The sequence below is a fragment of the Photobacterium sp. BZF1 genome (assembly GCF_014349205.1).
Classification (GTDB): Bacteria; Pseudomonadota; Gammaproteobacteria; order Enterobacterales; family Vibrionaceae; genus Photobacterium.
The window spans coordinates 1-24,853 of the sequence record NZ_JACSOF010000097.1; the positions used below are offsets into that span (position 1 = coordinate 1).

Consider the following 24,853-nt stretch of genomic DNA (forward strand, 5'->3'; position numbering starts at 1 on the left):
AGGCAATAGGCAATAGGCAATAGGCAATAGGCAATAGGCAATAGGCAATAGGCAATAGGCAATAGGCAATAGGCAATAGGCAATAGGCAATAGGCAATAATGCTATGAAGAAGTGTCTTACATTACAATTAAAATAATAGCCAAACAGACTTTTTATATAAAATAAAAAGCCTGCTTAAATTAATAGGATTCTTGTATTAAAAGAGCCTAAAGAGACAAATTAAACATAATTATTTAGGTTTGACTAGACTGCCGCCTTTGGCATAACACATGTTTTGTTGAAGCATGATAGCTTTGCCATCGATATAGCAAACTTGATAAGACTCTGAATGCCTACCGGAAAGGCTGCCATTATTTGAAGATGAGCTTGAAGGAGAGCTTGATGATGAAGCCAAAACCCCAAATGCTGGTACCACCAAAACTAACGCCAATAATAGTTTTTTCATCCTATACCTCACATCCGTATATAGCGGCATTATTGCCTACACAATGAGTGTAGCGAATAAAAAGATGTGTGATATACGTAAATCCATGCATATTCGCGTAAAGTTCAGCTTGCGGTAAGGTTCAATTTACGTCCAATATACATAGCTTATTATTGTTTTCTTAATAAATTTAATAGTAACTTATTATATTTATTGATTTTGTTATTCCAGGCCGCGAAAACGGCCTGGATACATCGATAGTAAACGAAGGAAAATTAGAAGCTGTAGTTAATACCGGCAATAAATAGCGGGATGTAACCATCGAACTCTGAATTACTGCTATCTTCGAACTTGATGTCTTTATAGCTCACTTCACCAAAGACACGCCAGCTGCTGTTTAGTGCATAGTTAGCTGAAATACCTAGCTTCCAGTAGTCTTCCGACCACTCATGGGCACCTGTCTGGTCATTTTCTTTTTCGAATTTACCGAACTCACCCCAGAGTGAGGCACTTAGGTCGCCCCAGCTGTACCAAATACCCGGCTTGATGATGGTCTCTGTTTCAACAAAGTTATCACCTGATTTTGGTTTGAGTGTACCTTCCTGGTAACGGAAATTCAGCCATGCACCCATGTTGTCGGCAATTTTATAGCCAAAACCCGGTTCGATTTCCCAGTATGGGAACTCACTGCTACCACGGTTATATTCTACGTGGTACATCGCATAACCATGAATATCTAGGCGATCAGTAATGTTGTAGTTACCGAACACTTTAACTTCTGGCGTAGTACGCTTATCGATGGATTCACCGGCTAGTTTAACCCCCCAGCCAACGCTACCCCATGCTTGACCGTAACTGCGGTTTGCCCAGATTTCCTGGATTGAGTTAACACCACGGTCATAATCAGCGTGTTTCAAGTTACCGTTGAACAGCTCTTCGCGTGCAGAGTAGAAACCAAAGTCCCAGCCAGGAAGGTCATCATGACGGAAGCTACCCTGTGCCAAGGTATATTTCAGTTTACCTTCGTTTACACCGTCATCGCGGATCACTCGTTCTACTTCAATGTTGGTGCCTAACGTACCATGGAGGCGACCCTCTTCTTTCGCCGGTGCGTTAGTCGCCGTCAGCAGCTCTGCTTTAGAAGCCTCGTTCTCCAGACGGACTAGCGTTGATTGGTTTTCTGCTTCCTGTTCAGTTTCCGCTAAGGCTTGTCCAGAGAAAATGAGTGCCAAGCTCATTGCCACGACTGTTTTATTCATAATATTTCCCTATTATAATTTTGCGTACAGTAGATGTTTTGCCCGCGCCAACGGGCAGAGTATTGTTGTCCTGCAAACAGACTCGCATGCTGTCAGGACAATTTTTTCAACCTGCGCCAACAGGTTGAGGAATACTTAAACGTCAATGAGTTAACTCAGACGTTGGATATTAAGCCCGCCGCCAAGCGGGCTTTTTATTTTGACTTTCAGACGCTCTTCGTCAGAACCTAATTAGCTGGCCTGGCGAACTTGTGGTGGTAAGGTAATTAAATCGTCCAGCGTAAAGCTGCGGGTAAATGCCTTGCCCTTGCTGTCAAACAAATGGCATTTTTCCGCGGGAATATGGATATTCAGGTGCTGGCCCACTTCTACATGCACGGTGCCCGGTACACGTACCAGAACCTCCTGCCCACCGCGCAGCAGTGTGGTGTAAAGCAGAGACTCGGTGCCAAGGCGTTCCATACCCTCAACGCGAACACCAACCCCGCTCTCAGCCAGGTGAATATCTTCCGGACGGATACCCAATGTCATCAAAGCGCCTTGTGTTGCCGCCTCGGCATTCACTTCGGCCTCAAAGGTGTAATCGCCGACTTCAACAGTGGCGCAATCCTCTGTGGCATGCTTGAGTGTTGCCGGGATCAGGTTCATCTTCGGTGAACCGATGAAGCCTGCGACAAACAGGGTTTTCGGGAAGTAGTAAAGATCCAGCGGTGAACCCACCTGCTCAACCAAACCGTCTTTCAGTACCACGATTTTGTCAGCCAACGTCATGGCTTCCACCTGATCGTGGGTTACGTAAATCACGGTCGATTTAAGTTTCTTGTGGTAATCCGCCAATTGCAGACGCATACGAACACGCAGCGCCGCATCCAGGTTAGACAGTGGCTCATCAAGCAAGAACACCTTCGGGTCACGGACAATGGCACGGCCAATCGCCACACGCTGGCGCTGGCCACCGGAAAGCTGGCTCGGACGCTGGGTAAGCAGCTTGGTCAGCTCCAGCATCTCAGCCACATTCTTCACTGCCTGTTCGATTTCCACTTTTGGCTTCTTCGCCAATTTAAGGCCGAAGGCAATGTTCTCGAACACTGTCATGTGCGGATATAGCGCGTAAGATTGGAACACCATGCCGATACCGCGATCTGTCGGTGACAGGGTGTTGACCACGTCACCGTCGATCAGCATATCGCCTGATGATATTTCCTCAAGGCCTGCCACCATTCGCAGCATGGTCGATTTACCACAGCCTGATGGGCCGACGAAAACCGTAAATTCGCCATCTTCGATTACCAGGTTGGCATCCTTGATGATGTGGGCACCATCAGGATAGATTTTGTTGATGTTCTTAAGTTCTAAACGCGCCATTTTTTTACCTCTGAATCCCTACTCGTTACGCCAAAATTTGCGATACCACTAGCTTGCTGGTGTCTGAACAGACCCAGTCCGCATGGCCAACACGCTCTTTCGGCCCGATGCCAACAACCTTCATGCCCGCTTCTTTCGCAGCATCAACACCGGCTTCAGCATCTTCCACTACGATACACTCATCGGCGTTTACACCTACCTGGCCCGCTGCGTGGATAAATACATCCGGCGCAGGCTTCGAGCGGTTCACCGACCAGCCATCACCAATTGCATCGAACAATGGTGTCAGGCCAAGACGATGCAGGATTGGGCGGGCATTTTTGCTTGCCGATGCCAGCGCAACCTTGATACCGCGCGCATTAAGCTCAAGCAGGAACTGCTCGATACCCGGCAGGACATCCTCTGCGGTAATAGTGCTAAGCAGATCAACGTAGTAGTTGTTCTTACGTTCCATCAGGTCAGCGATTTTTTCCTCGCTGATCTCACGGCCATTAAGGATAATTTCCAGTGATGCACGGCGAGAAACGCCGCGCAGCTGTTCATTGATTTCACGGTCGAAGTAGTAACCTTCTTCGTCGGCCATACGCTGCCAAGCTTGGTAGTGAAGCTCTGCGGTATCGGTGATCACACCGTCCAGGTCGAAAATAAATGCCTTACACATTGAAAGTTACCTCAGTTGACTCGATAACACGTGGCTCACCGGCCACTTCGATTTCTAGTGCCTGACCTGTGAATTCAGGGCGGGCGATTTGTACTGTTTCCTGGTCAACCGTCACTTCCAGACGCTCACCTTTCCAGTAGATTGGGAAGTTCAGGCTGTCCCACTGCTTAGGCAGGTTAGGGTTGATGCGAAGCTTGCCGCCTAGCATACGAACACCACCGAAGCCGTATACCACACACTGCCACATACCGCCGATAGACGCCGCGTGGATACCGTGATCAGAACTCTTCATGTTCTGGCCGATATCAATGCCAGCAGCTTGCTGGTATAGGTCGTAAGAAAGCTCTGCGTTACCTACATCCGATGCCAGTACCGAATGGGTAGATAGGCTCAATGATGAGTCATGCAGTGTCTTCGGCTCGTAGTAGTTCCAGTTCGCCAGCTTGGTTTCCAGGTCGAACTTGTCTTCCTGCTGCAGGAACAGCACCATGATGTCGGCCTGCTTGGAAACCTGCATCTCGTTAACCTGCTCAAGGTTGTAGTCCTGGAACAGACCACCAACGAATGGCTGCTCTTTGTACTTGGTCAGGTCAATGATTTCTTTCTGTAGGTAAGTGTCATCCTGCGGGATTACCTTATCTTCAGGGCGAGGTTGTGGCAGGTAAACGTTATCTACTCGCTCAAGCCACATCTTGCGTGCTTCTACCAAATTCAGCTTGTCAGACAGTTTCGCCAGTAGCTCTGGGTTAGACTGCTCAAGATCTTCGTAGTAGCGGATCGCCAGCTTGATGTTTTCCACCGCCATGTAGTTGGTGAAGGCGTTGTTATCAATGTGCTCTTTGTACTCATCAGGACCGATGACGTTACAAATACCCCACATGTTGCGGTCTTCCAACCACTCCAGACGGCTCGTCCAGAAAGTCGCGGTATCGAACATGATCTCGTAGCCCATGTCATCCATGAACTTCTGGTCACCAGTGATCTGGTAGTACTGCCATAGGGCGTAAGTGATGTCACAAGTGATGTGCTGCTCGATAAAGCCAGACCAGATCTTGGTTGATTTACCTGTGATGATGTCAACGGCACCCCATACAGGCGTTACTTCTTCACCAGTTAGTGCTGATTCCCATGGGAACTGAGCACCAATGTAGCCGTTGTCTTTCGCTTTCTTACGCGCGCCATCTAGGGTCTTGAAGCGGTACTCAAGCAGGCTGCGGGCAACTTCTGGCATGGTGTAGATGAAGAACGGCAGCATGAATACTTCTGTATCCCAGAACGAGTGGCCTTTGTAGCCTTCGCCAGACAGGCCTTTCGCGCCGATACCGAAGCGAGAGTCGTGCATTGGGGTAAAGATGTTTAGCTGGTACTGGGCAAAACGGATTGCCAACTGGTCAAAGTCAGAACCACCGATAGTGATGTTCATGCCTGCCCAGCGCTTGTCCCACTCAGCCGCACTTTCTTCAAGCAGCTCATCGAAGCTGCGGTCAGCGTTGGTCTTAAGGTTAGTCAGCGCGTGGTCACGCAGGGACTGTAGCTCGTACCCTTCAACATCGAACTGCTTGTCGCGAGATGTGTGTACCACACCTACTTTTTCGGTACCGAACGTTTCGCCCGCTTTCAGGTCGTGGTGGATGTTCAGCCATACTTTACGGCGGTCCATCTGTAGGCCTGGGTCGATTTCAGTCTCTTGGCCGTTTACGAAGTAGCGGTGTGACGTCAGGAAGACGAAATCGACCTTGCTTTCAGTAGTGTGCTGCAGAAGCTCGATGAAACGCTTGTCGTAAATACGTTTTTCGCCTTCGTGGAAGTGCTGGGCACCAGAGTTAGAAAGCTGGGCATCAACACCCGATCGGATTTCAATTTTCGCATCGCTGTCCAGGGCTTTAACCTGCACATCAAATGCCATCAGGTGAAGGTTGGCCTGCGAGAAGAAGCGACGGAAGCGCATCTCGAAGCTCTTGCCTTCGGTATTTTTCCATGTGAACTCACGAGTCAGCTCACCGTTTTTAACGTTCAGGCGGCGTGAGTAGTTGCTCACTTCGCCCGCTTCAAGGTGGAAGCGGCGACCGTCGATGAAGATTTCAATCGCACTCATGTCAGCTGCGTTTGGCAGTTCAGTCACTTCTTCTTCATCGAACTTGTTGTACGTACCGGCAACGAACAGGTTGCGGGTCTGGCCAACGTATTTTTCTTCCGTTGCACTACGCGCACCCATGTAGCCGTTACCTTGGCTCATAACAACTTCACATTTGCCTTGGAATGCTGAGTCAAACGCGGTTTCCTCAACGATCCAGTTTTTCAGTTCGCCTTGACCAGCGTTGTAGTTCATAAACATCGTAAAATTTCCTAATTAACCTTTAACAGCGGAAGAAATATCGTTACCAACGAAGTAACGTTGGAAAATAATGAAAACAATCAGTACAGGGATCGTGGACAGGAAGGCCCCGGCCAGGATCAGGTTCCAGTCGCCTGCAACACCGTAAGCGTTACGTAGGCTCAATAGACCAACAGGAAGCGTGTAGGCATCTGTCGGGCTGTTGATAACCACCAGCGGCCAGAAGAAATCATTCCATGCGCCCTGGAAGCCCAGGATGGTGACCGACATGATGGCCGGCTTCGCCAATGGCATGAAAATGCGGAACAAAATAGTGGCTGGGTTGGCACCGTCGACAATCGCGGCCTCTTCCAACTCCTTGGGTACGCTCTCGAAGAACTGCTTCATAATCAGTACCTGCCCCGAGGCGACAATGGCGGTTATCACAGCCCATGGGGTGTTGAGCAAGCCAATGTCACGGTAGATCAGGTAGTTCGAAATGAAGGTCACCTGACCCGGAACCATCATGCTCAGCAGCATGAAAGCAAACACAAAGCGCGCACCGGTAAACTTCAATCGCGCCAGGGCATAACCTGCTGTACATGCAAAGAACAGGGTCAGCAGTACCTTGCCGAAGGCGATGAAGAATGAGTTCATGGTCCAGCTCATAAACAGGCTCTTGCCGGTTTCAAGGCTGACGGACTCGGTGTAAACCCTTACGTAGCTTTTGAACACATAACCAATCACACCCGGTGCAAGGTTGTCCCACGCGGCAACTCGGCCACGGCGCTCCATGCGGTTCGGTGACAAGGTGCTATCAACCAACACCTGACCGCGAGGGGCGGTAATGTTGAGCGGCAAGGTATCAACTACCGGACCATCACCTTCGTAGCGGACAGTGAATTCCCATGTCGCGCTGTTGCCCTGGCGGGTGATTTCACGCTTGCCGCGTTGCTCGACAAAAGTCACGTCGCTGGCTTCGCCAATCAGCTTAGGCTCTGAGACTACGGCGTAATCTGCCGCAAACTCGGTGGTGATAGCTGCAGCCATACCGGTACCAGGACGGCGGCGAGGCACCTCAATCACTGGGATAGCGAGTTCGTCACCCGCTTCGACCGCATAAGTCACTTGGAAAGTGATATCCGCACCCGGAGCAAAACCACCGAACCAAGGTGCATTGTTGCCGTCATTACCCAGCTGGTAAGCCGCTGACCAGTTGGCAGGCTGCACTTGGGCAAAGTTGAATTTGAACGGCTGCTCCAACGGGTCATCTTTGAGACTCGCCATGAAAGCGACCACAAACGTTCCCAGCATCACGGTTGCAATCATCATCAGCGAACCGTAAACCCAGGCAACCTTGGCCCAGCGGCGGCGGGCGTGGAACTTACTGATTTGCTCCATGCTAACCGCAGGTTTTTCAGCCGGTTGTGCCAGTGCCAAATCAGACATCTGCTTTCTCCTTCACACCGAAAATTTTCTGAATGTAAACCACGACCAGGGTAATGAACGCCAGTACCAGTGATGCAGCACTTGCCATACCGATTTGCGGTGTACCGCCCGGTGGGAAAGCATTGTGGTAAACGTAGTAAGCCAGGGTAATGCGAGACTCCAGCGGCGCAGCAGCACCTAGCAGCGCAACCTGGTCAAACATCTGCAGCGTACCGATGATGCCGAAGGTGATAACGACAAAGGTCACCGGTGCCAGTTGTGGAATCGTAATGTGCCAGTGCTGTTGCCACTTCTTCGCACCGTCGATGCGGGTTGCTTCGTACAATTCCTCTGGGATCCCTTGCAAGCCAGCTAAAAACAGCAGCATGAAAGTCGGGATCGTGGTGTAGATGTTCTGGATAACAATCGCCCATAGTGTCAGCGGCATCGGACCCACATCTTCACGGGTGTTGAGCCAGTTCACTTCCACCACATGGCTAGAAGCTTCAACCAAACCGGCCATTGAGCCAAACAGGGTGATCACAGCAGCAATCATGCACGACAGGATGGCCCATGCAGGGTCAAACCAGCTTGCCGGCAAGCCACGGATGCGGTCACGCCATACCAGTACCAACTGACAAATCACGGCAGTGATTACAAAGCACGTCAGGTACGGGGAGTTGGCGGCAACCGAAGTCAAAAAGCCATTGAGGTAACCGTTCTTTTGGTAGAACCAAATGAAAATCAGGGTAACGGCAGCACTCGACAGAATACTCGGCAGGTAAAAGGCAGTACGGAAGAAAGACTTACCGCGAATTTTGGAGTTGACCAAAATCGCCAAACCCAATGCCAATACCGTCTGGATAACCGTCACTATCACCGAGAAAGCCACGGTGTTACCCAGTGCCAACAAGAACAAATCATCCTTGAACAGGGCAACAAAGTTGTTCAGGCCAACCCAGACCGCCTCAGAAAACAGATCGTATTCCGTAAAACTAAAGTAAACGGTACGAACCAAGGCATATAAGAAGAAAACAACCAGGGTTAGAACGAATGGCCCTGCGAGGAGCCACCCGTAAACCTGTTCGCGTAAGCGAAGGGAATTCATTGCAAACCTCGCTTACTTGCCAGTCATGGCGTCGTATTTAGCCTGAGCCATCTTGATCGCTTCATCAGCGGTCATTTGCTCAAGCAATACGGCATTTAGGGCTTCGTTCACTGGTTGCATCCAGTTCGAGCCATGCTGACCGAAGGCAAATGGCATCACATTACCGCTTGAAGCACCATCGAAAATGGTTTTCGCTAGCTGGTTTTCCTGATCAGGCTGGGCAAAGTATTCTGCCTCTGACAGGTCTGCACGGCTTGGCAGGGCAAGGCCCGAATCCAGCACCCAGTTCTGCGCTTTTTGGCTAGTCAGAATATCGACAGCTTTGCGGGTCGCTTCAACATTGGCACCGTCACCATTGATACCCCATGCCACCGTAAACAGCAGGTTGCCACGATCGCCAGTCTTGCTGTCGATTGGCATCATCGTTGAGCCGTACTGCATGTTCGGCGCTTTATCGCGCAAGTAGCCGCTGATCCAGTTCCCTTCGATGGCAACAGCCGTCTCTTCGGTACCCAGGCAACCGCCACCCCAGCTCTGGCCAATATCAGAAGCCAGGATGCCTACGCCTTCGGATTTAAGCGAAGTGTAGAACTCAAATGCACGGCGGAAATCATCATCGAGAATGGTTTGGCCATTTTCATTAAATGGCTTCCAGCCGGTTGATAGCGCAAATGGTGCGAAACGTGCGTAGTCAGGCATCACACAGATACCAGAGACTTCATCACCCAGTTCTGTTTTGATTGCTTTTAGCTTAGTTAGCAGATCAGCCCAGGAGTCTTTGTTGGTTGGGTAGTCAACGCCTGCATCGTCGAAGATGTCTTTGTTGAACTGCAGTGCTAAGGTGTTGAAATCTTTAGCAACACCGTACTGCTTATCTTCTAGGGTGAACGCTAGGTTCAGGTTAGGAAGGATTTGCTCTGAGACCTTATCCAAGCTCTTGTCGTTTGCGGCAACTTTGCCAGAGTTCACCAATGCCTGAGCCATCAAAACATCAATGTAAAACGCATCCGGCGCTGTACCCGCAGACAAACCATTGATGATGTACTGCCCGAAGTCACTTTCAACCGGCATGTATTTGATAGCAATACCTGCCGCCTTGAAGTCCTCAACCAGGACGTCATTCACCAGTTTGTTCATGGCAACGACATCATTGCCGCCCCAACCCGCAATCGTTACTTCAGTTGCAGCCATTGTGTGGGAAGCCATGCCCGCTAACAGCAGAGATAACGCCAATGCTTTTTTCTTCATTGTTGTCCTCACCTTTTCGTCCAATCCGTAAAATCTGAGGTGAGTTTACGATCTTAACGTAAACGCTTACGTTAACACGATCACAAAAACGTAATAGGCAGGAAGAATTTGCTGTAGAGATAAAAAAAGCGCGACTTTCGTCACGCTTTTACGTTGATTTATAGGGGGAAGGTATAGATTTGACTAAATCAGCTGGTTTCGCCGACTTTTAACGTGACAGGGATCACGGCACCACGGGGCATTTCACCGGCAATCGCCGATTCCAACAACTCGGAAACCTTATCGGCAATATCGTGCGGGTCCTGGACAATGGTCGTCAGGTCTTTCGAAACACCAGGCAACCCATCGTAACCGACAACAGAGAAGTCTTGCGGGACTTGATAGCCCCTATCCCTCAATGCCGCAATCAAACCAATCGCCGTCTCGTCACATTCACAGACGAAACCATCTAAGGACTCCAGCTGTTTTTCGTCCATATTAAGGAAATAGCGGTAAGCGGCAATCTCCCCCAGTGGCTGGCTGGTTGTGCGGATCTCCCTCACCGGCAGGCCCTTGCTCGCCATTGCCGACATATAACCCTGGTAGCGGAATTGGTAACCGCCACCGTAAACTGTCGGGGTAACAAAAGCGATTTGCTTGCGTCCTCGTTCCAATAAATGCTCGGTTGCTTGGCGGGCACCATTGAAATCATCAGGGGCAACCCAAAACACGCCATCGCTACAACCTATTGAAACAAAAGGAACTCCAGTTTCTTTCAGGTACTTGGCACGGGCATCATTATCTTCGACCCCGAGCAAAATTGCCCCGGTGATCTGGCTGATGTCGGTATCTTGCTCAACCGGTAATAGGTTCTGGCCCTTCTTGCGGATAGCAGAAGATAATGCAGGCCAAAGCATACCTAGGTATCGCGAGGCTACGAAGTCATGCGGGCCCATTGAAATAGCGATGGTATTGCTATGCCCAGCCGTCAATTCCCTTGCCGAGGTATTCGGGATGTAGTTAAGCTCAGCGCAGATGTCTAGAATGCGTTTACGTGTTTTTTCGCTAATCCCCGGCTTGTTGTTCAAAGCCCGGCTAACCGATGCAATCGAAACGCCAGCTCTTTCTGCCGCTTCTTTGATGGTCGCTTTTGGAATTTCGACTGGTTCCATGACGTTCATTTTCTTCCCCATAACAGATCACTTAACTATTTTCGTAAAGTTTACGTAAATACTCAAGGTCAATTTTCTCAAACTGCTGGACACTTTACGCTTCGGAATCACACAAAACAACATTAACAACTTAACTTTTTACCAACTTTTAGGTACTTACATCACGCTTTCGCCTTTACGTAAATATAAGAAACCCCAAAATTAAATTTGGTTTATTAAGTTACTGATGAAAATAACGACACAACAGAAGTAAATAGCAGCCTACAGATAGCACCTAAAGGCTGCTATCCGCTGATCAGCTTGGGTAATTGCGGTGGGCAAGTTCCAATACATCAATATCGTCGCTGCATATCACTTCTCTAAGGGCCTCAAACTTGCTCTCGGGCCAATCGTAGATTTTCAGAGCCAGCAAGCGTTCGATCGTCTCTTGAGAAAAGCGTTTACGAAGAGTTTTCGCCGGACTGCCGCCAACAATGGTATACGGCTCGACATCTTTGGTGATCACGCTATTGGCAGCGACAACCGCCCCTTCGCCAATGCTAACCCCCGGCATGATCATCGCACGCATACCAATCCAACAGCCATCACCAAGACGGGTATCGCCCTTGGCCTGGTAAGCCTCGTCTATCTTGTCCATAAACGGGTAGAGCGAAAACCAATCGACGCGGTGGGTATGGTTGCCCCCCAGCAGAATAACCGCTTCGGCACCGATACAGACGTAATCGCCTATATATAGCTTGTCGATTTCCCAACGCGGTTCGCGGTGACAGGTTTGCTCATCACCATGGAGGTAGCGCACCACTGAACGCTCAAAACCATTGTCGTAAGCATCACTGTAATAGCTATGGGTGCCCTTAATGGAAATATTCTTGTTGTTGACAGTCTCATGAAGCATTTCCATTTTCGTCCAGTGCTTGTTATTCATCATCGTTTCGTTCTCATAAAATTGGAAAACTGAAAGCCGACGGAAGAGCGGAGCAAGCCACAGCAAACTACTTGCGTTATCTATTTATCGGCAAGCTAGGGTGCACATAGGGTTGGGCCTGGTCTCGTATCATTCTTCGGCAGTAAATAAGTGAGTACTATTTACTGCCTGCACTAAGCGATATGGGGCTGCTTGAGGTAAGCAATTTTGGTAACGAAGACGCGTGAATGCTTGCTAGTCAGCTTAGTCATATTGTGCACCTCCGTAGAAATAGATTTGTCTGTCATTCAGGCTCACATCATAACGATGTGCCCATCAACGTCAACCTTAGCCTAGGAAGATAAATTGAAAACTCACTTTTCTATAATGGCTACTAGCTAAGAGTCCTTACCGGTTGCTTGTGCGCCATTTCACCTTGGCCCAGTTGAACCAAGTCGATGCTGCCCGTCACCAAATATAGGCTTTGAGTTTTGTTCTGGGATCACAAAAGGCCACTGAGTGGCCTTTTGTACATTATTTCAAACTAGCATCCACCTTCTACTAGTTCGAAAGATAGCTCACCATTTTCTAAGTTTCTAACTTCTAAATAACAAGCATTTTGAATGAATAAATCATTTTGAGGAGGGTTATAGATATAGACACCCATAACTCCAGTATCGTCATTATTCTCGACAACCAAGTCTGTGTTCATCGCGGTTAACAGGTTTTTTTTATCCATTTCAATATTGCCAAACTGAAGCTTAACTGTTTTCCCATCTCCGAGCTCAAGTTCGCCAGAACCAGCCTCACCACCAATACCTTCCAGCCCCTCAATAGCCGCCTTGCCGTACACGATGCCATTGGCACCCTCTACTGCCCCTTTCGCCCCTTGCAACGTTGCGATACGCGCATCAGACTGCAGGTTCAGGAAACGCGGTGCAGCCGTTACAGACAATATCCCTAGAATCACAATAACAACCACTAACTCGATGAGGGTAAAACCTTTACTGCTTTCCATTTTTCCTTGCACTCGCACGTCAATATTCCTGCAAGGAATGATACCAAGTGTCAAAAAACCGTCTAATTAAGCGTTTATATGGTTTGATGTAAAACATTCAGCAAATAACTGTTTACCCAGCTAACGTCATCTAGCCATGCTATAAGCGACTAACCTTTGATCCCTGCCCCCGCCATCGACTGAACAAACCGGCGTTGGAAGAACAGAAACACCGCCAGTACCGGAAGCGTGATCAAGGTAGCGTAGGCCATAACCTCGCCCCACGAGGTGTTCACCCCGAAGAACTGCTGAATGCCCACCATCACCGGCCTGACGTCTTCACTCTGAACAACCATTATTGGCCAAAGGTATTGGTTCCAATTAGTCAGAAACTGCAAAATAGCGACCGTCGCAAATACTGGCTTAGAAATGGGGACAATGATCCACCAGTAAATCTGCAGCGGCGTCGCACCATCTACTGCTGCGGCCTCATCGAAATCCTTCGGAATATCCTTGAAAAACTGGTAGAACAGGAAGATAGAAAACGCATTGGCCATACCCGGCAAAATCTGCACGTGATAACTGTTGAGCCATGACTGGACAAGAATAAATTGCCCATCTTGCCATTCTATCCAAGGCAGCTTTGCCACCAACATCAGCAGCGGGATCACAATCGCTTCGAAAGGAACAATCAGCAAGGCAATGATGCCCGTCAAAATCCATGCCTGCCCCTTCCAGCGCAACCTCGCCAAGGCAAAAGCCGCCATTGAGTTGATCAATAACCCCAGCAGCACACTGACACCAGTAATGAACAATGAGTTATAGAAAAACCGTACGATATTACTTTTCTCAAACACCGCATGATAGTTATCCAAGGACAGTTCGCCACTTGGCAATATCGCCCGCAGCGAATAGAGATCCTTGAAAATCTGCGTTTCAGGCTTGAACGATGACACCAACATAAAAAGAAGGGGAAATGCGAAGATGTAAGCGAGGAAAAGCATCAGCGCGTACATCAGAAGCCGCTGGTACCGGTTATTGAAGTGCAAACGTGACACCATAATTACTTCTGCCTCCGGCTCAAAAAGCGCTTCTGCAATAGGGCAATAATGAAGATAACAACAAAGTACACCACACTGATGGTTGCGCCGTAGGCGATATCCATCTGGCGATACCCCTGGGTAATAGCGTGATACATTACGGTTGAAGTTGAATCCTGCGGACCGCCCTGGGTCATCACATCGACCTGAGTAAACAAACCAAATGCCGCAATGGTGGTTGAAATAACAATAAACACCAAGGTGTTCTTGAGGCCCGGTAAGGTAATGTAGCGAAAGCGCTGCCACCGGTTGGCACCATCAATACTGGCCGCTTCATAAAGCTCTTTAGGGATAGATTGCAAGCCGGCAAGGAAAATCAGCATCTGTACACCGGCCCCCTGCCATGCCGACATAATGACAATAGAGGGCATTGCCCAGGCTTTATCACCCAGCCAGTCTACAGGGCCCAAAAACCCTAGCGAAAACCAGTGCAAATAGACATTTATTGCGCCCAAGTCCTTATGGTAGAGGAAGGTCCAAACAATCGATACCACCACCATGGAGGTGACGACCGGGGCAAAAAATACCGTCCGGAAAAAAAGTGTCCCCTTGAGCCCTTGGTTCACCAGCAGCGCCAGCCCGAGGGCTACACACCCTTGCAGCGGTACCACCAGTAAAACGAAACTCAGGGTATTCCATAACGAGCGCCAAAAAACGGGGTCGCGTGCCAGCAACACAAATTCTTTGTCATCCCAGACTTTAATACTGGCAAGCTCATAGTAGTAACGCAGTTTGGGATAATCGGCTCTCAGCACCGTCCGTAGCCGGGGGTATATTGGCTCGTCATCCTCATCCAAAATCAGCTCGCCAGCCTTATCTTCCAAGGGTGGAAGGACAACGTAATTGATCCCCAGTAGCCGCTCATAGTTTTGCATGCCGACAAACTCGGTCGGATAGGGAGACAGCAGGCGCTGGTTGGTAAAGGTCATGGCAATTGCCATAATAAACGGCAAGATGACAAAAAAAGCCAGGCCGAAAAACGCCGGTCCCCCCATCATCCAGCCCCAAGCTCTCTGTCTTTTATCTAATGTCATTCCTTTGAGCAACATGTCTAACTAGTCTTCCAAATCCGTCATTATTCCTAAGGCAGCGAAAAGCCAAAACCACGGTTGTTGTAAATACTGCGTTCAATATTATCGACCGCTATATCCAACTCTTCCTGCGGCTCACCGCCATCTAAAGTATCGCGCATTGCTTTGGCAAAAGAGGCTGAAATAATGGCGTAAGCGGGTGTTGCCGGTCTATTTACCGTATATCGCTTAGTAAACTCATAAAATATTCGCCATCGACCCTCTATGTTGTAGCTCGCGGTCAACTCGGCGGCAGAGGACTTTGTCGGTATAAAACCCGTACGCTTTGAAAACAGCGCAATTTCTTCAGGTTGCATCACGAAATCAATAAAAGCTGCCGCTCCATCAGGGTCCTTACAGCTAGTCGTTATTGCCCATTGCCAAGAGCCGCCACCAATTACCGGTCCATGCCCCATATCCGGCACGGGTAAAATAGCCAGATCATCACCAAACGCCTGTTGATACTGGCTGACGGACCAACTGCCGGTATAGTGAATCGCCGTACGGCCATTAATAAACCCTTGGCTGTCAGCTGGGCGGCGGTCAATCAGCCCAAACTCAACGAGTTGAGAAAGCCACTCGGCAAACGCCACCGCTTCTGGTGAGTTCAATATACCTTCAGCTTCAATATAGTTTGAGCGATCAATCAGATCTGCGCCGAAGCTCTGCATAAATGGCGCCCAGCCATAACTCGGCCACTCATCGCCCCATCCCGCATTGATATCGAATGGATAGGCAAACTCCCCTGACGCTTTCAATTTCTGCAAGGCGGTATCGAACTCTTCCTTGGTCCAAGGTGAAGACAAGGTAGGTACTCGAATTTGATAACGCTCCAAGATGGAATAGCGAGTAAAGAGCGTAAGCGCAACATCAAAAGGCCCAACGGAATACAGCTGGTTTTGATACACCCCTCGCCCGCCGACACTGAGCCCTTGATACGTAGCGGGAGCCAGCAAAGGGAATAATGGCCGCAAAAAGCCCGACCAAGCAAAATTCGGCACGGTCGGTTGGTCGACACCCAAAATACAGGGCAGCTGGCGGGCTAAGGCTGCAGCGGTGATTGATTCGGTATATGACGCCTGAGGCAGTGACTCAACCACGACTCTCCATTGTTGCTGAGACTGATTAAAGCGAGCCACTTGGGCAGCGCTTGCCTGCATCTCATTAGTGCCGGTCTGATGGCGCCAAAGCGTTATTTCCGTTGGTTTCTCAGACGCTTTGACGGAAAAAGCCATCCCCAACACTGCACAGATTGCCATGATGCTTTTAGTAGCGATCGGTTCCCCCATTTTCACAGTCGCACAGCCATAAAACCATAATGTCTGATCTTAGGAAAATTTGCTGCAGATTAACACACCTCTCTCCCGAAACTCATCACTTAGCTGAGAACAAAAAAACACCATAAAATATTTAGGTTCTACATCAAACCTAAATGTGTATAATCAGCAGCTCGAGATAGGAGGGGTACAAACTTGAAAACACATAGCCTAATAACCATGGTGTTCTGGATGCTGCTGGCTGCCCAGGTCAATGCCGCAAACAAACCGATAGAGGGAATCCACTACGAAACGCTAGAGGCCCCTGATGATATAAAACTCGCACCAGTCACAGAAATTTTTGCGCTCGGCTGCCATGCCTGCCATTCACTAGAGCAGATCTTTGCCAGGCTCGCTCAGCGTATCGAGCAACCGATAGACAAAGTCCATGTCGTCTACAACCGGCCAACTGAAATGCAAGCGTCTCTTTACTATACGGGAAGGTTAATGGTCGCGCCGGGCAAACTCGATGCTTTAACAGCGGATTTATTCGATGCGGTACAAAGTGGCAGTAGTGCTGAAGTCAGACTCAATGATGCCATGAAGACAATCAAACGCTATACAACAGGAGATGACGGAAAAGCGGCAGAAAGAAACATCAGAGCAATAAAGGCTGAGGTGGATAGAGCTAAGCACATCAGTGCGGCCTATGAAGTCAACGCCGTTCCTTCACTAATCATCAACAGCAAGTATGTGGTGCTATTCCAAGCCCACAAGAGTGAAGATGATATTACTTCCACCGTGAAGGCATTGCTCGATAAATAGCAACCAGCCTGAAGGTTTAACAGCAAACAAAATAACGTAAATTTACAAAGAAAACAGGCATGGATGCCCTCTTCCTGACAAATTTGTACCAACTAAGATAACTCTGCAAGGAGACAACATGCTGGGACTAATGATTGGCATCATGATGCTGACTAATACCGTAACTCTCTGTGCCCTATTAATGCTCAATAAGCGATATCGTACAGTACGAAAGCAGTACGAATGTATCCACTCCAAGATAATCAGTATCAACCAAGAACTCGACATAGCCCGATTTACTCTTCGTATGCTGGTCGATAGAGAAGTCAAAGATGATGAAAAATTCAACAATGTATGATGCCAACCTACTGACTTTGGCAAAGAAACTATTTAGTACCTATTGGGCCAATATCCAATTCTCAACATTCAACGATCAGTTCATCACGTGGGACATGTTAACTCAGGATGCCAAATCGGCCTGGATAGAAGTGGCAAGGGAAACACAAACGTTCGATCGCCATCAGACACAGTAATTAGCTTTAATTACACTGATTTAAAATCAAAAACCACCTTTCTATCTTCAATTACCCAAGATAAACACCACAGAGCAGTTCAACACAAAGCATAAGGAAAATTGATCACACTCAATAGCCTTAATCAATTTGTCTTATAATATAGCTAAAGTAAATTTTAAGATTTAAAAAAAACAAGGAAAATGAACAAATGGTATTTTCACAGCGCTTTGTTAAACCACTCTTGGCGATCTCTGTTATCTTGGCTGGTTCAGCGATTGCGACTCACATTAAGTCTAGAAACAGCGTGCAGCTTGATTTACCAACCACACAGAAATGCCAGGCTGAAGGTGCCAGTATGGATTGCGATGATAGCCGAAGCGTGCGGGACACAAATGGTTATGTTTTAGTGAATTAATTCCCTATAAGGATGGGCGCTTTCATGGTAGGAAGAGTCAACGTTTTCTTTCCCCATCCTTAGTACTGAGGAATTAGTTAACAGTTAGTACTCTTGAGGCGTGTAAGTCTCTCTCTACCGCCTCAAGAGTCTTTTATTGCTAATCAAACAGCTCGATAACCAGCTTATTGTTCTTGATCACCAAGTTAGGTTCAGCTGATTTAATCAGGGCTTCCTGTACCTTCGAGCTATCCAACTTATATACCGGTTGCTTAGATAGCGCATAGCCAATCATGGAAACCGCAGGCTTCAGTAGTTGTTTGATTTCAGGAGTCAGTTGCTTGCTGCTTTCATCAAAGCGCTCTAATCGCAGCGATTTCAGGTAAACCTCACCAGTGTCTTTATCATAATCAGGGACAGCGCTGAATTCGACATCCAGATCCAAACCGACATTTTTCATGCTCAGCATCTGTACTTGGGCATTGGTACTGGCGAACACCGACACTCGATCAGCATCTGCTCGACCAATTTTAACTTCCAAATCGTCCACCGCGACCTGGGCATACATAACGTTCTCAACCCCTACCGATTGGTCTAGACTGACTGAGTCTTGCAGGTAGTTGGTCATATCCTGCTCTGAAATGCTGTAACTGGCACAGCCCCCAAGTAAAGCGGCAGCCAGTGCCACAGAAAGTAATTTGGCTTTTGTTTTTATCATCTATCACTACTCTTTTCTGTCTACCCTTCAATTGTTAGCACACAATTGAAAAGTGGTTCACGCCGATTCACTGACGCTTTGTTTAATTGCCATCAATACACCATCCCTGCCCGCATCAAGTCATGACGAGGTCAGTATTCCACGACAACATGCAAGATCAAAAAAGCCAGCAATACTTTGCTGGCTTCACAATCAACAAGATTCAAACCCGGTCAAATTACATTTGTGCTAGCTGGGTTTTTCTTTCCTTGTTCACTACGCAGAAATTTCCGCGTTTGGTGCGGCACTTCGAGCAGCGCTCACACTCCACTGGCGTTCTATCCCCTTCCTTCCATCGCTTAATCAAATGTGGTTCGGACAGCAATGGGCGTGATAGTGCGAAGTATTGAATACCTGTGCTCTCGGCAATTTTCTCTATCGCAGCAATATCCGTCAGGCCACCAACGGTAATAACAGGCACGTTAACTTCCTGGCTGATAACATGGCCATATTCGTGGAAGTAACCTTCTTCTTGAATGGTATAGCCATCGAATGACTGGCCAACCATGGTGTTTGCCTTACCATGGATATTGCCCGAGATGATGATGGCATCAACCCCGATCTCTTCGAGCTTTTGGCACACGAGGCGGGTCTCATCAAAGCTCACACCGCCGTCGAAAAACTCTGTCGCCGTCAACTTCACCAAAATTGGAAAGTCATTACCGACCAACTTTCTGGTTGCAGCGTAGATCTCCATCAAAAAGCGCATGCGGTTTTCCAAACTTCCGCCGTACTCATCTTCACGTCGATTGTAGTAAGGGCTCAGAAACTGATTGATCAGGTAAGTATGGGCAGCATGAATCTCAACGCCGTCAAAACCTGATTGCTGTGCCCGCAAGCTGGCCTCGGCAAATGCGTTGACGATGTAATCAATTTCGTCTTTGGTCATCGCCTTGCCCAGAGTTTGGGTGCCTTTTTCCGGCACTTCACTTGGCGCAAAAATGACCCTTTCACCGAGGTTAAACGTGGTTTTAGTTCCGCCATAAGCCAGTTGCATGACAATTTTGGCGTCGCTGCGATGCACAAGCTCAGTCAGTTTTTTATATTCTTCGATAAAGGAATCATTGTAGATCCCCATCATACCGGCATTGGGCTTTTCTTCTTCAACAATGTTTGCATAACCCGTTACGATCAGACCAACTTCACCTTGCGCAAGCTCTTCATAGATAGCGTATAGCTTATCTGTCATATGGCCATCTTCTGTCGCCATATTCTCCCATGTTGCACTGCGCATGAAGCGGTTCTTTAATGTCATGCTGCCAATACGGGTTTCAGTAAACAAAGTGCTCAAGTCCAATCCTCTACAAATATCGTGTGGTATACCCAAAGTGGTGGGCGATAATACCGACATTCCCCTAGCCAAAACTTAATCTAGATTAAGTAAATGCCACTGACTGCGGGCGAATAAGCGCCATGCACAATTAAGCCACCGCAATCGGTGGCTTATTGTAACTAACAGCTTCCTTATTGGACTTGGGCTTGCATGGCATCAAGCAACGCAGGAGCAACTTGGAGGTAAGTCATAGCGACAGTTCGTGCTGCCTGCATTTCGTCCTGTGCACCATTCATCGCGATAACAATCCCCGTTGAAGGTTCGCCAATCACAACCTGGCCATGAATACCAACAAAGGTGATGAAACGATGGCCTTCGACGTTAAGCACCCGCACCTGATCTTTGTACCAAGCATCGGCAAGAAGGGAGGCAAAACCGTCGTACTGCCAGGCACTCTTCACGTCAGGGCTTCCTGCCATCAAGTTATCGATGTATTCCTTATCGATAATTCGCTCCCCGGCACGGTTGTTACCCTCGTTCACCAACACATCCATCATGATGGCCATATCTCGGGTAGTGGCATTCAACCCGCCGGAGGCTACAGCCTCGCCATTGTGGTTAGACTGAAGGTGAGCGTTATTTTCAAAGCCCACACGTTTCCAAAGCTTCTCTTCCATCACTTCAGCCACACGCTTACCCGTCACTCGCTCAATCAACATCCCTAGCATTTCGGTATTGGCACACTGGTAGTCAAATGCCTGACCGGTCGCCACATCAGAGCGTTGGCCAAGTGTTTTACCAAAATCCAGAATACTGCTCAGTTCCGGGTAGTTGTTGTTGCCGTTCCACTCCTGCACATTGGTCATGCGGTCATCCCAGATTTTGCCCGGCGAGAACTCAATCTTGATGCCAGAGCGCATATCGGCGACTTCCTGAACCGTTGCCTCACGGAAACCGGCAGATGCCTTTAGCTCGGGTAAGTAATCCGCAATCGGCTTGCTCATATCCACCAGGCCATCTTGCACCAAAGTCTGTAAGGTAAGGGCGGTGAAAGACTTGGTGACGCTCATCTGCAAGTGTGTTTGGTCTTTATTCATGCCAGACCAGTAGTACTCATCCACTAACTGGCCATTTTTCACCAGAACCAATGATTCAATGTTAAGGCGGTCGCGAATGATGGTTTCCAAGTCAAACTCGCCATCCAGATCGCTGGCCGTCACCGACTTCAAGTCAAAGCCTTGCGCTTTACCCAAGTCGTGAGCGAATGTGCCTTTCTCCATATCAATATGATGGGTAAACCTGTAAGCGTGCTTAAATGTTAGCTTCGCACTTTTGCCACTGTCCCAGTTACTTTGGTCAATGCCTAGAGCCGATGTCTGCTCGACAAATGCCTTGTCGGGACCGTGAACTTCCAGTGCTGCCGCATGGAATGTTGTCGCAGCAACCATTAGAGCCAGTAGTGTCTTTTTCATAAGAACCCCTTCAATATCAGAAATAGTAAGAAATACCGACTTCAAATTTGTTGTCGTTGTCTCGGCCCATGCCGCCTTTTTCGCCTTTCAAGTCAACATGGGTATAAACATGGTCAACATTCATCCACAGCTTGCCGCTGTCTGTTACCGGAGCACCGAAACCAGTTTTCATTTCAAACTTCGAACCGACATTGGTATCCATCCACTGCGGTTGGAAGATGGCATAGTTGCCACTCTCACTCAGCGCCAGAGAAGCAAACAGATTAGCCTGATAACCGCTCACGCTTTTCTTTGCCCCACCAGCCTTTATTTCGCCGGTGACATAGGCCAGGTTCGGGTAGATGGTTAACGCTTCCATCGGGGTATTCACTTTGGCAATACCGCCCAGTGCCACAATGTCACTCTCCACACCTTTATGCTTCCACCCCTTCATGTAATCGACACTGGCACCGGCTTTAGGTGCCAGGCTAGAACCAGTATCCAGCACCTGGAAGTAGCGCAGACGAGAGTTTTCTCCGTCCGTTCCCTTGAAGTTGTTTTGGAACTTCACACCGTGCTCAATAAGGCCAAGGAAGGTGTTCCCCTCACTGTATTGGCCGGCAAGTCCCACATTCACTTTGCTGTTGCCTTTGCTGTCGGCGCTCAACCAAACAAAGGTATTGGTTTGGGTCAGATCGGCTGGATTAGGGTCTTGCTCGGCTGCTTGTACCGGAGCCAGCATGGAGGCAGCCCCTAAAGCAGTCATTGTCATCACTGCAGCGAATTTTGATTGTTTGAACATCTCTTCTATTTCCGTAACTCATATCGTTGCGGAGATAATAGATTCAACATCAAACCTTATCAACAAAAAAGAGTTAATGTCGAACCATTATTCAGGATGCATACAGTCTTCCCCGCTAACCATTTGAATCATCATTGCGTTCCTCTACCAAAACCGCCTCTACGTTCGCTTCATCAAGGTACGCGTCTATAGGCTGTCTATCACAAGGTATTTTCACTATTTTCTGTATGCATTCCAGTTCGTTAAAAGGCATTACGGAAAGTGAATCCGTTGTCATACAGGCAGCGAAAAACATGGCAATTAAGGCTGGCATTGATAAATGAGCCATAGGTACTCCTCAAAGTGTGCATCATTAAAATTCAACATCAAACATATTGGTGGTAATCATATCAACAAACCAATCGTTCAATAAGGCCTAATGGAAACTATTAGATAACACCAAACTCGAGATCATTGACTCTAGGCTCATAACAAGAGCCGTAATCGGCAGAAAACAATATGTTGGATAAGGCGGGCAACACAAAGAGGGCGTGGCAAAAGCAGTGAAAAGGGCGAAAAAGGCCGCCCAAATGGCGACCCTCTTATTAATATTCGAAGTACTCGGGATACTCGGTTTTGATGATTTTCGTCATCACTCGCTGAGTGGCTTCCAGATCGGCAGGATCAATACCTTCGGTAGAACCAATTAATATATCCATCAGAATCGGCATCAACTCATCGTGAACTTCCTTGCCTTTGATCGTCAAGTGAATACGCTTGGCATTTTTGTTTGCTGGATCCGGCGCTGAAGCAATATAGCCATTTTTGGTCGCATGACGAATAAGGCTAGAGATAGTCCCTTTGCTGCGTGTCATACGCTTAGCCAAAGTGGTTGGCCTGATCCCATCTTCGTATGCCAACTCCATCAGCATGGTTAACTGCTCAACGTTGATTTCGCTATAACGCTCAGAGATTGCAAGTTGAATCTTATTATTCAGAAGTCTTGTTGCAACCCACGCCAGGCCGCTTGTAGTCTCGTGTGCCTTGATGTCTTTTGTCATGATTTAACCCTTAATCACTATACGCGATGAATCATATAGTTCGATTAAAAAAAAAGCCACTCTTAATAATAGAGTGGCCGAACAGTCAAAGACATACCTAGAAAAGTAGTATCAACACAATACATAACATGAACATTCGGTATATATTGCCCGATATACCAGCGGGTGAGTTGCAGTTGGCAGATTGCTCGGCCAGGAGGCTGTTTATACGGGGCCCCGCCCGTTCAGCGTCGCATAGGGACAACACTTATCTAATGAAGTAAGGGTATCTCGCCACCATGCATTAATTAAGTGCCCTAGCCTTGAGCTTTAAGCCGGTGGCTAGGGACCGGCTACTTTTCTATAACCATCCACCAAGCCTAGCGAACTTGGTGTGATGCTTTTTACCAGGCATCAACTGGCAAGTGTGGAGACACTTAACAGTAACGAGTCACCCCATGACTAAGTTACTGGTAAATGGGCTGCTTGTTTCGCCTGTAGCAGCCATAAACAGGATGTGGGAATGCTTAGAACACGTAGTGTGCGCCAACGCCACCCGATATCTGGGTCTTCACGCCACTACCGGTAGAAACGTTAGTAGTTGCAGATAGAGACCAAGCAGAGTCTTTAAAGTTATGGGCAACACCGACTGCTACCGCTTGTGCTGAACCAGCGAAACCAGTACCAACACCAAAGGCAGTCTGACCACCAGCAACCATTGGACGGGCATTGGTCACCGCGTGAGTACCAGCCATCACTCCATCCATTTTCTTGTCCATTTTGTTTAGCTTTTCTTCGAAGCGGTCTTGGCGAGCAGCCATGTCTTTAAAGCCAGTTTCCAATGAGTCGATACGCTGTTCGTTTGCTACAGACTTGGCTGCTACAGCCGAGCCGGTGTTGTAGATATCTTCAACAGCTTTGCCGCCAGTTTTGTAGATTTCATCGTAAGCCGCACTTCCTGCTTTATCTAAGTCAGAAATTGCATTCGAGTTATCGTTAATCATATCTTCTGGGCGTTTAACTGGTTCAGGGAGCTCATCATCTTTAATTTTGCCCTGGAACTCCCCATTAATATGCGTGATCTTACCGTCGGCTGTGACTTTGATATCGGTGCGCCCTTTTAGACCAGGACGATTAATTTTGTAACCATTGTCTGTGCTTTGTACGAAGTATTTATCTCCTTCAACAGTCTCAACAATAGTCGTATGTTCGCCACCAGTTTTGATAGTTGCCCCTGAGTCATGCAACTCATTCAATATGTCATTAACATTTGCAAACTCAGAATCAACAGACGCAGCAGATGCTGTGCCAGCAGCAAAAACAGAAACCAAAGATAAAGCGATAAGAGATTTTTTCATTTCATTTCCCACATAAGGTTAGATATTTCAAAAGTGTTTTACATCAAACCTCCTTGTTGACGGAGCGAGATATTAGAGATCTCATATTTCAATGTCAAACCTATTGGCGGGTATTTTTCCCTGACTTGTAACCACACAGAGTTAAATCAAGACACTTTATATTTAAAATCATACAAATATGAAGAATGTAAGAA

24 protein-coding genes are annotated in these 24,853 nt (G+C 48.0%); 3 read left to right on the top strand and 21 right to left on the bottom strand.

Translation table 11 applies throughout. The annotated features are described in order from the left end of the window. Positions 1–230: 230 nt before the first annotated feature. The 14 genes from BIZ37_RS19830 to BIZ37_RS19895 form a co-directional block, all read right to left on the bottom strand. Positions 231–446, bottom strand: a complete 216-nt coding sequence (locus BIZ37_RS19830; RefSeq protein WP_187462963.1) for a hypothetical protein — start codon at positions 444–446, stop codon at positions 231–233. Between the two features lie 254 nt (positions 447–700). After that, the gene (locus tag BIZ37_RS19835; protein ID WP_187462964.1) at positions 701–1,684 is read right to left on the bottom strand and encodes an OmpG porin family protein; all 984 of its coding nucleotides are present in this window, start codon (positions 1,682–1,684) and stop codon (positions 701–703) included. A gap of 231 nt (positions 1,685–1,915) precedes the next feature. Next, positions 1,916–3,049: an ABC transporter ATP-binding protein gene (locus BIZ37_RS19840; protein WP_187462965.1), complete on the bottom strand. Its 1,134-nt coding sequence runs from the start codon at positions 3,047–3,049 to the stop codon at positions 1,916–1,918. A gap of 25 nt (positions 3,050–3,074) precedes the next feature. Beyond that, positions 3,075–3,710, bottom strand: coding sequence for a beta-phosphoglucomutase (gene pgmB, locus BIZ37_RS19845; protein WP_187462966.1), 636 nt, complete (start codon positions 3,708–3,710; stop codon positions 3,075–3,077). After that, on the bottom strand, positions 3,703–6,045 hold the full coding sequence (locus tag BIZ37_RS19850) for a glycoside hydrolase family 65 protein (RefSeq protein ID WP_187462967.1): 2,343 nt from the start codon (positions 6,043–6,045) through the stop codon (positions 3,703–3,705). Before BIZ37_RS19850 ends, pgmB begins: the two co-directional genes overlap by 8 nt. 15 nt (positions 6,046–6,060) lie before the next feature. Next, positions 6,061–7,473, bottom strand: a complete 1,413-nt coding sequence (locus BIZ37_RS19855; RefSeq protein WP_187462968.1) for a carbohydrate ABC transporter permease — start codon at positions 7,471–7,473, stop codon at positions 6,061–6,063. Further along, positions 7,466–8,560, bottom strand: coding sequence for a carbohydrate ABC transporter permease (locus BIZ37_RS19860; RefSeq protein ID WP_187462969.1), 1,095 nt, complete (start codon positions 8,558–8,560; stop codon positions 7,466–7,468). Before BIZ37_RS19860 ends, BIZ37_RS19855 begins: the two co-directional genes overlap by 8 nt. A 12-nt stretch (positions 8,561–8,572) precedes the next feature. After that, on the bottom strand, positions 8,573–9,808 hold the full coding sequence (locus BIZ37_RS19865; RefSeq protein ID WP_187462970.1) for an extracellular solute-binding protein: 1,236 nt from the start codon (positions 9,806–9,808) through the stop codon (positions 8,573–8,575). Between the two features lie 188 nt (positions 9,809–9,996). Continuing rightward, a complete protein-coding gene (locus tag BIZ37_RS19870) occupies positions 9,997–10,968 on the bottom strand; it encodes a LacI family DNA-binding transcriptional regulator (RefSeq protein ID WP_107300496.1) in 972 nt (323 codons plus the stop codon). A gap of 286 nt (positions 10,969–11,254) precedes the next feature. Further along, positions 11,255–11,884 (bottom strand): CatB-related O-acetyltransferase, encoded by a 630-nt coding sequence (locus tag BIZ37_RS19875; RefSeq protein ID WP_187462983.1) that lies wholly within the window; start codon positions 11,882–11,884, stop codon positions 11,255–11,257. A 523-nt stretch (positions 11,885–12,407) separates the two neighbouring features. After that, the gene (locus BIZ37_RS30620; RefSeq protein WP_187462971.1) at positions 12,408–12,881 is read right to left on the bottom strand and encodes a type II secretion system protein; all 474 of its coding nucleotides are present in this window, start codon (positions 12,879–12,881) and stop codon (positions 12,408–12,410) included. Between the two features lie 149 nt (positions 12,882–13,030). Further along, entirely contained in the window at positions 13,031–13,921 is an 891-nt protein-coding gene (locus BIZ37_RS19885; RefSeq protein ID WP_187462972.1) for a carbohydrate ABC transporter permease, read from the bottom strand. A 2-nt stretch (positions 13,922–13,923) separates the two neighbouring features. Continuing rightward, entirely contained in the window at positions 13,924–14,994 is a 1,071-nt protein-coding gene (locus BIZ37_RS19890) for a carbohydrate ABC transporter permease (RefSeq protein ID WP_187462973.1), read from the bottom strand. Positions 14,995–15,041: 47 nt separating this feature from the next. Continuing rightward, complete coding sequence (locus tag BIZ37_RS19895) at positions 15,042–16,319, bottom strand: extracellular solute-binding protein (RefSeq protein ID WP_222939751.1); 1,278 nt, start codon at positions 16,317–16,319, stop codon at positions 15,042–15,044. A 183-nt stretch (positions 16,320–16,502) separates the two neighbouring features. Between BIZ37_RS19895 and BIZ37_RS19900 the strand changes: the two genes are divergently transcribed. The 3 genes from BIZ37_RS19900 (at position 16,503) to BIZ37_RS19910 (ending at position 17,623) form a co-directional block, all read left to right on the top strand. Beyond that, on the top strand, positions 16,503–17,111 hold the full coding sequence (locus BIZ37_RS19900) for a hypothetical protein (protein WP_187462974.1): 609 nt from the start codon (positions 16,503–16,505) through the stop codon (positions 17,109–17,111). A 118-nt stretch (positions 17,112–17,229) separates the two neighbouring features. Beyond that, complete coding sequence (locus tag BIZ37_RS19905) at positions 17,230–17,448, top strand: hypothetical protein (protein ID WP_187462975.1); 219 nt, start codon at positions 17,230–17,232, stop codon at positions 17,446–17,448. Then, complete coding sequence (locus tag BIZ37_RS19910) at positions 17,423–17,623, top strand: hypothetical protein (protein WP_187462976.1); 201 nt, start codon at positions 17,423–17,425, stop codon at positions 17,621–17,623. The genes BIZ37_RS19905 and BIZ37_RS19910 overlap by 26 nt, the downstream gene beginning before the upstream one ends. Positions 17,624–18,159: 536 nt before the next feature. On the opposite strand, the gene BIZ37_RS19915 is transcribed toward BIZ37_RS19910, so the two are convergent. The 7 genes from BIZ37_RS19915 to BIZ37_RS19945 all read right to left on the bottom strand — a co-directional run bounded on the left by BIZ37_RS19915 (position 18,160) and on the right by BIZ37_RS19945 (position 24,659). After that, positions 18,160–18,717: a DUF1439 domain-containing protein gene (locus BIZ37_RS19915; RefSeq protein WP_187462977.1), complete on the bottom strand. Its 558-nt coding sequence runs from the start codon at positions 18,715–18,717 to the stop codon at positions 18,160–18,162. A 217-nt stretch (positions 18,718–18,934) separates the two neighbouring features. Then, entirely contained in the window at positions 18,935–20,047 is a 1,113-nt protein-coding gene (locus BIZ37_RS19920) for an NADH:flavin oxidoreductase (RefSeq protein ID WP_187462978.1), read from the bottom strand. Positions 20,048–20,220: 173 nt separating this feature from the next. Beyond that, positions 20,221–21,501 (bottom strand): serine hydrolase, encoded by a 1,281-nt coding sequence (locus tag BIZ37_RS19925; protein ID WP_187462979.1) that lies wholly within the window; start codon positions 21,499–21,501, stop codon positions 20,221–20,223. Positions 21,502–21,517: 16 nt separating this feature from the next. Then, a complete protein-coding gene (locus BIZ37_RS19930; RefSeq protein ID WP_222939752.1) occupies positions 21,518–22,282 on the bottom strand; it encodes a hypothetical protein in 765 nt (254 codons plus the stop codon). 115 nt (positions 22,283–22,397) lie between these two features. Further along, on the bottom strand, positions 22,398–22,610 hold the full coding sequence (locus BIZ37_RS19935; protein ID WP_187462980.1) for a hypothetical protein: 213 nt from the start codon (positions 22,608–22,610) through the stop codon (positions 22,398–22,400). A 256-nt stretch (positions 22,611–22,866) separates the two neighbouring features. After that, on the bottom strand, positions 22,867–23,322 hold the full coding sequence (locus tag BIZ37_RS19940) for a MarR family winged helix-turn-helix transcriptional regulator (RefSeq protein ID WP_187462981.1): 456 nt from the start codon (positions 23,320–23,322) through the stop codon (positions 22,867–22,869). Between the two features lie 506 nt (positions 23,323–23,828). Next, entirely contained in the window at positions 23,829–24,659 is an 831-nt protein-coding gene (locus tag BIZ37_RS19945; protein WP_187462982.1) for a YadA C-terminal domain-containing protein, read from the bottom strand. Positions 24,660–24,853: the final 194 nt, after the last annotated feature.

Excerpts from the sequence above, each read along its gene's own strand:
- BIZ37_RS19830 (WP_187462963.1), bottom strand. The coding sequence starts at position 446 with ATGAAAAAACTATTATTGGCGTTAGTTTTGGTGGTACCAGCATTTGGG.
- BIZ37_RS19835 (WP_187462964.1), bottom strand. The coding sequence starts at position 1,684 with ATGAATAAAACAGTCGTGGCAATGAGCTTGGCACTCATTTTCTCTGGA.
- BIZ37_RS19840 (WP_187462965.1), bottom strand. The coding sequence starts at position 3,049 with ATGGCGCGTTTAGAACTTAAGAACATCAACAAAATCTATCCTGATGGT.
- pgmB (WP_187462966.1), bottom strand. The coding sequence starts at position 3,710 with ATGTGTAAGGCATTTATTTTCGACCTGGACGGTGTGATCACCGATACC.
- BIZ37_RS19850 (WP_187462967.1), bottom strand. The coding sequence starts at position 6,045 with ATGTTTATGAACTACAACGCTGGTCAAGGCGAACTGAAAAACTGGATC.
- BIZ37_RS19855 (WP_187462968.1), bottom strand. The coding sequence starts at position 7,473 with ATGTCTGATTTGGCACTGGCACAACCGGCTGAAAAACCTGCGGTTAGC.
- BIZ37_RS19860 (WP_187462969.1), bottom strand. The coding sequence starts at position 8,560 with ATGAATTCCCTTCGCTTACGCGAACAGGTTTACGGGTGGCTCCTCGCA.
- BIZ37_RS19865 (WP_187462970.1), bottom strand. The coding sequence starts at position 9,808 with ATGAAGAAAAAAGCATTGGCGTTATCTCTGCTGTTAGCGGGCATGGCT.
- BIZ37_RS19870 (WP_107300496.1), bottom strand. The coding sequence starts at position 10,968 with ATGAACGTCATGGAACCAGTCGAAATTCCAAAAGCGACCATCAAAGAA.
- BIZ37_RS19875 (WP_187462983.1), bottom strand. The coding sequence starts at position 11,884 with ATGAATAACAAGCACTGGACGAAAATGGAAATGCTTCATGAGACTGTC.
- BIZ37_RS30620 (WP_187462971.1), bottom strand. The coding sequence starts at position 12,881 with ATGGAAAGCAGTAAAGGTTTTACCCTCATCGAGTTAGTGGTTGTTATT.
- BIZ37_RS19885 (WP_187462972.1), bottom strand. The coding sequence starts at position 13,921 with ATGGTGTCACGTTTGCACTTCAATAACCGGTACCAGCGGCTTCTGATG.
- BIZ37_RS19890 (WP_187462973.1), bottom strand. The coding sequence starts at position 14,994 with ATGACATTAGATAAAAGACAGAGAGCTTGGGGCTGGATGATGGGGGGA.
- BIZ37_RS19895 (WP_222939751.1), bottom strand. The coding sequence starts at position 16,319 with ATGGGGGAACCGATCGCTACTAAAAGCATCATGGCAATCTGTGCAGTG.
- BIZ37_RS19905 (WP_187462975.1), top strand. The coding sequence starts at position 17,230 with ATGCTGGGACTAATGATTGGCATCATGATGCTGACTAATACCGTAACT.
- BIZ37_RS19910 (WP_187462976.1), top strand. The coding sequence starts at position 17,423 with ATGATGAAAAATTCAACAATGTATGATGCCAACCTACTGACTTTGGCA.
- BIZ37_RS19915 (WP_187462977.1), bottom strand. The coding sequence starts at position 18,717 with ATGATAAAAACAAAAGCCAAATTACTTTCTGTGGCACTGGCTGCCGCT.
- BIZ37_RS19925 (WP_187462979.1), bottom strand. The coding sequence starts at position 21,501 with ATGAAAAAGACACTACTGGCTCTAATGGTTGCTGCGACAACATTCCAT.
- BIZ37_RS19930 (WP_222939752.1), bottom strand. The coding sequence starts at position 22,282 with ATGTTCAAACAATCAAAATTCGCTGCAGTGATGACAATGACTGCTTTA.
- BIZ37_RS19935 (WP_187462980.1), bottom strand. The coding sequence starts at position 22,610 with ATGGCTCATTTATCAATGCCAGCCTTAATTGCCATGTTTTTCGCTGCC.
- BIZ37_RS19940 (WP_187462981.1), bottom strand. The coding sequence starts at position 23,322 with ATGACAAAAGACATCAAGGCACACGAGACTACAAGCGGCCTGGCGTGG.
- BIZ37_RS19945 (WP_187462982.1), bottom strand. The coding sequence starts at position 24,659 with ATGAAAAAATCTCTTATCGCTTTATCTTTGGTTTCTGTTTTTGCTGCT.